This is a genomic window from Candidatus Binataceae bacterium, assembly GCA_035294265.1.
Taxonomy (GTDB): Bacteria; Desulfobacterota; Binatia; order Binatales; family Binataceae; genus DATGLK01.
This window is the reverse complement of sequence record DATGLK010000063.1, coordinates 62702-69457: the sequence shown is the minus strand read 5'-3', so window position 1 is coordinate 69457 and position 6756 is coordinate 62702. Positions and strand designations below refer to the sequence as shown.

Sequence of the window (6756 nt, the reverse complement as noted above, 5' to 3'; positions counted from 1 at the left end):
AAGACCCCGATCATTGCTGGATGGATCCGTAGCGTGCTGGCGGTTAGCAGGCTGATTCCGATGGTCGCAAACCCCGCGCTGACCACCCATTGTGCGCCCACTCGATCAGTAAGCCAGCCCACTAGCGGTGAGCACAAACCGGTCGTCAATGCCATCGCTGCCGCAATCTGCGCCACCTGAGCGTGGCTCCAATGAAATTCGCGCAGCCACGGTGTGAACAGCACTCCCAGGGCGACATTGACTGGCCCCGAGACCAGCATCAGGGAGGCGAAGAAAGTGGTAATAATGGCGGGGCCGCGCCAGCGTTCGTCAATGTTTGTCATGTGAACCTGTCACCGGCGACAAGCGCGACGGCGCGAAGCACTGTATCCGACCGTGGCCCGACCGCAAAGGCGCGGCGACAATTGACAATTGCCGCGCGCCGGGATTAGGAAAAAGAAAGTCTGACGTGAGCGCGGTCCGGAGACTCAGATGGCACAAATTCGTCACTTGGCGATTGTCACCGACGATCCCAAGAAGCTGGCCGAGTTCTATACCGAGGCCTTTGGCCTCAAGGTGACGGGAACCGGGTATTATGGCGATGTCTGGCTGAGCGACGGCCATATCGACGTTGCCCTAATTCCTCATCGCGAAAATGTTCCCGCCGGCCTCAACCATTTCGGCTTTACCTTGGAAAACGAGGACGAGCGTGACCACCTTTATAAGGTGCTCGACAGGCTGGGGATCAAAACCTTTAACCCAGGCCCCAATCGGCCCTACGTTGAAGAGGCCGCGCGCGACACCGACGGTAATCGCTTCGATATTTCGGTCAAAGGGCTGAGCGCGAAAAAACTACAGTAGGCATCCGCTAAGCAGCAATGGCACGGGTCCGGGCAGCCCGCGCCATTGATGCGGTTCGTCGGAGATTCTCACCCCGGGGGTGTGCGGGTAATCCGATCAATCTCGGCCAATTCCTCGGCGCTCAGCCGCCATCCCGCGCTATTGGCGTTCTGCCTGACCTGCTCGGCATTCATCGCGCCGGCGATTACGCTACTGACCTGCGGCTGACAGGCCAGCCAGCTCATCGCCAGCTCCACCATCGAATGGCCGCAGCGGCGCGTAAACTGCGCCAGCTTGTCTACTATCGCCAGGTTGGTGTCGTTCATCATCCGTTGCCGCAGCGCTGGCGCCTTGCTCATCCGCGTATCGGCTGGTGGCTCGGCGCCGCGTCGATATTTGCCCGTCAGGACACCGCTGGCGAGCGGAAAGTAGGGCAGGATGCCGACGTTGTAATGACGGCAGGCTGGAATCAGCTCAGTTTCGATGTCCCGTTTCAAAAGACTATATTCGTTTTGCGCCGCGATGTAGCTGCTGAGTCCCCTCTCACGTGCCAAATGGACCGATTCTGCCAGCCGCCAGCCCGCGTAATTGCTGCATCCCACGTAGCGAACCTTGCCAGCGCGGACCAGGTCGGTCAGTGCTTCCAAAGTCTCCTGCTCGGGGGTGTCGGGATCGGGCTGATGGATTTGGTACAAATCGATGTAATCGGTGCCCAGCCGGCGCAGGCTGGCTTCCACTGCGCGGAAAATATACCGGCGCGAGGCGCCGCGCTGATAGGGGCCGGCGCCGGTGGGCGAGCCAAACTTGGTCGCGATGATCACCTCGTGGCGGCGGTTGCCCAAGGCCTGCCCCAGCAGCTCTTCGGATTTTTGATTGCCATATACGTCGGCGGTATCGAACAGCGTGATTCCCTCTGTTAAAGCTTGCTCAACGACGGCCCGGGTCTGCGCAAAATCCGCCCGCCCGCCAAAATTATTGCAGCCGATGCCAACCACCGAGACCTTCAGGCCGCTGTTTCCCAGGTTACGGTATTCCATTATTTCTCCTGTCTACGCCGGTTAGGCAGCCGCCGTGGAGGCTACCCCTCCTTCCTTAACTAGAGCGCCAAGCCGGCGGCCGCAAGGCGGCTACGTTTTTTTTCATAAAGCACCCAAAGGCAGCGGAACGGTTGACATTTTGCCAAGCGCAGGCAAGTTGGATGGCATGAAAGTGCAAGCTGCCGTGGCCCTGGCGCCCGGTTCTCCGTTGCGAATCGAAACCGTCGACTTGGCTCCTCCCAAGGCTGACGAAGTGTTGGTGGAAATCAAGGCCACCGGAGTCTGTCACACCGACGCCTATACGCTGTCGGGCGCCGACCCCGAGGGGCTGTTCCCGGCCATTCTCGGCCATGAAGGCGCGGGCGTGGTAGTGGAAACCGGTTCGGCCGTAACAACGCTGGCACCCGGCGATCACGTGATCGCGCTCTATATCCCGGAATGCCGCCAATGTCCTTCCTGCCTGTCGGGCAAAACCAACCTTTGCACCGCGATTCGCGACACCCAGGGCCGCGGCGTGATGCCCGATGGGAGCAGCCGCTTTTCGCTAGACGGGCGCATGATTCATCACTACATGGGCTGCTCCACCTTCGCCAACTTCACCGTGCTGCCCGAAATCGCGCTCGCCAAGGTCCGCCCCGACGCCCCCTTTGACAAGATTTGCTACATTGGATGCGGGGTGAGCACGGGATTGGGAGCGGTGATTAATACCGCCGCGGTCAAAGCCGGCGACAGCGTGGTGGTCTTCGGCCTGGGCGGGATCGGGCTCAACGTGATCCAGGGCGCGCGAATGGTCGGGGCAGGACAAATCGTGGGGGTGGACATCAATCCGGCGCGGCGCGCGCTGGCCACCGAGTTTGGGATGACCGATTTTGTCAATCCTCGGGAAATCAGCGGCGATCTGGTCAAGCATCTGATCGATCTGACCGGTGGGGGTGCGGATTTTTCCTTTGAATGCGTGGGCAACGTCAACCTGATGCGCCAGGCGCTCGAATGTTGCCGGCGCGGCTGGGGCACCAGCGTGATTATCGGGGTGGCGGGAGCCGGACAGGAGATTGCTACCCGTCCGTTTCAGTTGGTCACCGGACGGACCTGGAAGGGCACGGCCTTCGGCGGCTGGCACAGCCGGCGCGACGTCCCCAAAATCGTCGATTGGTATATGCAGGGCAAGATCCGGATCGACGAATTGATCACGCACACCCTGCCGCTTGCGCAGATCAACCAGGCCTTCGATCTTATGCACGCGGGCGAATCGATTCGTTCGGTCATCGCCTACTGAGGCAAATTGCCTCGCCAGCGCGCTTTGCGCACAATAATTTGGTGACGTGCCAAGCCTGACTTGCGGACCAGTCTCGAAAGGCGGGGGGAGCGTCCCAATTTCGACAAAGGAAGCGAAGTGCTTATGCGGCGTGGAAGCGCGAAGCCAAGCCCCCGGACTGCGCGTATGAAGAGCGGCGCCGGCCTGATGGCGGGGCTCGGACTAATCTTGCTGTTGTGCGCTGCGGCGCGCGCGCAGAGCGCCGGCGGCGAGCAATTGGCCAAAGACAACGACTGCTACTCCTGTCACGCCGCCCATCGTCAGATGGTCGGTCCACCCTGGAGCGCGATCGCGCAGCACTATAGCGACAACCCGCAAGTCGAGCACATCCTGGTGGACAAGATTATTCATGGCGCGGTCGGCGACTGGGGGCAGACGCCGATGCCGCCTCATCCCGACCTCAGCGCCGGCGATGCCCTAAGTATGGTCAAATGGATTTTGAGCGTCAGCGGCCCGCTTAAGCATCGCAGCGAGACCTATTCCTACAAGACCAGCGACGGCAAGACGGTGGTGGTGCACTTTCCCGTTTTCGTGGCGCCCAAGCAAGACAAGGTGACGCCCGAGTTGGCGCATGGCTACGAGCAGTATGGAACCTACTGCGCGCGCTGTCACGGGCCCGATGCGCAGCCGACCGGTTTCACTCCCGACCTGCAAGCAGCGCTGCGCGAAGGGGTCAACCGCAAGGATTTTCTGACCACTACGATGGAAGGTAGAACGGGCAAGGGGATGCCCAAATGGGCGGGGACGTTGACCGCGGATGAGATGAACGAGATCTACGACTACATCAAGGCGCGGGCGCTGGGGCTGGTATCGCCAGGTGCGCCGCCAACGGACTGAGGACGCCCGCGCGGGCGCCCTCAGTGTGCCGCTGTGATGGGTGGCGTGCGCTAGCGCGCCACCGAACGCCAATCGGCGTGCGCCGGGATGATCGCGCTCTCCGCCTTGATCTGCTCCCAGCGAATGCCGCGCGCGGTCCCGAAGGCCATCTCACCGCGCTCGAACTTGCGCACCGCGTCCAGGAGCAGGCGGCGCGCCCGATTGATCGAGGTGTCGCTCATGCCCAGGTATTCACGACTACGATTGACGATCCGACCCTGGCCCATCGCCACCGTGAAGTCCTCGAAACGCAGTTTGGCCACCCCCGTCCAGCTCCCCTCCTTCATCCGCGCCCGGTTTTGACCAAAGCGCTCTTCGAGCTTGGTACTCAGACCGGCCGCCATGTTGTTGGGGTCGTCCCATCCTCCCGCCAGGCTTTCCTGCCGCATCGGGCGGACGAAGTTATAGACCACGTCCCATTGCGCCGAATGCTCGTCGTCAACCGGCACCGAGACCGTCATGCAATGGTCGTGTTCGGGCCCTCCGATCGGGATGAATGAGTACCACGGCACGACAAAATCGCGTACCCGAACGTAATGCTGCGCGTCGGGCGCCTGGCGCACCGCCGCCTCGCGGTAACCGTAGGGCTGCGGCTCGAATTCGAAGCGCGGGCCGGTATCCTTGCGAATCGCGGCTTGAGGGCCGGCGCCGCGCGGCGCGTTTTCCGGATCGATCCAGTCGCGATGCAGAATCGCGACGTGGGCCGAGTCGAGCTGTCCTTCCAACCCCTGCAGCCAGTTGCAGTGGATCACGCCCACCGCGCTCTGAATATGGTCGTCAGGGAGCTTGAAGAAGTTGAAATCGGGGAATTCCGGCAATTGCGCTGGCCGTCCGATATGCACCCAAATGACCGTCCCGGCCTCGCGCACCGGGTAATGGCCCACTGTGATCTTGGCGGCATACTCGGCGCGCCGCTCGGGCCGCTCGCAGGGGATGTCGAGTACTTCGCCCGTAGTCCCCAGTTTGAGGCCGTGGTAAGAGCAGCGCAGGCCGTCGCCTTCGTTGCGAGCCAGTGCCATCGAGGTCCCGCGATGGGGACAGGCCTCGTCGAAAAAGCCCACCCGCCCGTCGCTGGCGCGAAAGGCGACAAAATCCTCGCCTAGCAGCCGCACTCGTACCGGTGCCCCACCTGGAGTCAGACGAGCCGAGCGCAGGGCCGGGATCCAGAATTGGCGCATGTAGGCGCCCATCGGCGTACCCGGACCAACCCGGCACAACAGTTCGTTTTCTTCGCTCTTAAGCATTGATTCCCATCCTCGCGCCCCGGGATACGCCCGGGCCATTAAGAAAAACAAAAACAAACGGCCGCCGGTCCGAGACCGTGCGGCCGTTTGCCCATCTTTAGCCATGCACGGTCAGGGGTTGTCGACGGTCATCTCTCGCGCCACCCGGCGCCAGTCACCGTCGGCCGGGATAATTCCATCTTCCGCCCGAATCACGCTGTAGTCGATAGCGTCATCGGTGCCGAAGGCGCGCTCGCCCTTGACGTAACGCCTGACTGCGTCAAGCAGCAGTCGGCGCGCGCGGTTGATCGAGGTGTCGCTCATGCCCAGGTACTCTTTGCTGCGATTGCAGATAATCCCCTGGGCCATGGCCACGGCGAAGTCCTCGTAGCGCAGCTTGTTGAAGCCGGTCCAGCGCCCCTCCTTCATCTGAGTGCGGTCCTGGCCGAAATTTTTGTCGGAGCCGAAGGCGGTGATCTCCGCCGCGATATCGTCGGGATTGGACCAGCGCGCCGCGCTGTTTTCTTTATCCAGCGGGCGAACCAGGTTGTAAACCACATCCCACTGGGCGGAATGCTCGTCGTCGATCGGCACCGAAACCGTCATGTCGTGATCGTCTTCGTAACCGCCGATGGGAATAAAGGAATAATAGGGCACCACGTAGTCGCGGACTCGCACATAACGCCGATCGTTAGGAGCCTTGCGCACCGCCGCTTCGCGATAGCCGTACAACGTGTTCTCGAACTCGAAGCGCGGCCCGGTGTCGTAACGGATCACGCCCTGACGCCCGATCCGCCGGTTGGAGCCGCGGTTGGCATTCATCCAATCCTGGTGCAGGATCGCGACGTGAGCCGAATCCAATTGCCCTTCCAGACCGTTGAGCCAATTGGAATGGATCAGCCCAACCGCGGTCTGAACGTGATCGGCCGGCAGTTTCATGAAGTTGTACTCGGGGAACTTGGGCGGCTGACCCTCGCCGAGGTAAACCCACACCACCTTGGCCGCCTCGCGCACCGGGTAATGGCCCACTGTGATCTTGGCGGCATACTCGGCGCGCCGTTCGGGCCGCTCGCAGGGCATATCCAGCACTTTGCCGGTGGGGCTCAGCTTGAGGCCGTGGTAGGAACAGCGCAGGCCATCGCCCTCGTTGTGAGCCAAAGCCAGCGAGGTCCCGCGATGGGGACAGGCTTCGTCGAAAAAGCCCACCCGCCCGTCGCTGGCGCGGAAAGCGACAAAATCCTGGCCCAGCAGGCGCACCCGCACCGGCGCGCCGCCGGCCGCCAGGCGCTCGACTCGGACCGCAGGAGTCCAGAACTGGCGCATGTAACCGCCCATCGGCGTGCCCGGTCCCACGCGCGACAGAAGTTCGTTTTCTTCGGGCTTAAGCATCGAATTGCTCCCTTTCTGCGCGATATCCGACCGTGTTGCGGGAGGGATTCAACTCACACTCTAGCGCATTTTGAGCGCGAAGTGTTAGCCCGCGCGC

Annotated in this window: 7 protein-coding genes; 3 read left to right on the top strand and 4 right to left on the bottom strand. The window is 62.1% G+C overall.

What is annotated here, in order from left to right; all coding sequences use genetic code 11:
* Window positions 1–323 (bottom strand): MFS transporter (locus VKV28_10835; protein ID HLH77290.1); only part of this gene is annotated, 323 nt, incomplete at its 3' end.
* A gap of 148 nt (window positions 324–471) precedes the next feature.
* Here VKV28_10835 and VKV28_10830 point away from each other — a divergent pair.
* Entirely contained in the window at window positions 472–840 is a 369-nt protein-coding gene (locus VKV28_10830; protein HLH77289.1) for a VOC family protein, read from the top strand.
* 68 nt (window positions 841–908) lie between these two features.
* Here VKV28_10830 and VKV28_10825 read toward each other — a convergent pair whose 3' ends face one another.
* Window positions 909–1856 (bottom strand): aldo/keto reductase, encoded by a 948-nt coding sequence (locus tag VKV28_10825; GenBank protein ID HLH77288.1) that lies wholly within the window; start codon window positions 1854–1856, stop codon window positions 909–911.
* 166 nt (window positions 1857–2022) lie between these two features.
* On the opposite strand from VKV28_10825, the gene VKV28_10820 reads away from it, so the two are divergent.
* Together VKV28_10820 and VKV28_10815 are read left to right on the top strand one after the other, a co-directional pair.
* Window positions 2023–3132 carry an S-(hydroxymethyl)glutathione dehydrogenase/class III alcohol dehydrogenase gene (locus tag VKV28_10820; protein ID HLH77287.1) on the top strand — a complete coding sequence of 370 codons (1110 nt, stop codon included), beginning with the start codon at window positions 2023–2025 and terminating at the stop codon, window positions 3130–3132.
* A 165-nt stretch (window positions 3133–3297) separates the two neighbouring features.
* Window positions 3298–4008, top strand: a complete 711-nt coding sequence (locus VKV28_10815) for a c-type cytochrome (protein HLH77286.1) — start codon at window positions 3298–3300, stop codon at window positions 4006–4008.
* A 50-nt stretch (window positions 4009–4058) separates the two neighbouring features.
* Here VKV28_10815 and VKV28_10810 read toward each other — a convergent pair whose 3' ends face one another.
* Entirely contained in the window at window positions 4059–5291 is a 1233-nt protein-coding gene (locus VKV28_10810) for a Rieske 2Fe-2S domain-containing protein (protein ID HLH77285.1), read from the bottom strand.
* Window positions 5292–5402: 111 nt separating this feature from the next.
* The gene (locus VKV28_10805; protein ID HLH77284.1) at window positions 5403–6659 is read right to left on the bottom strand and encodes a Rieske 2Fe-2S domain-containing protein; all 1257 of its coding nucleotides are present in this window, start codon (window positions 6657–6659) and stop codon (window positions 5403–5405) included.
* Window positions 6660–6756: the final 97 nt, after the last annotated feature.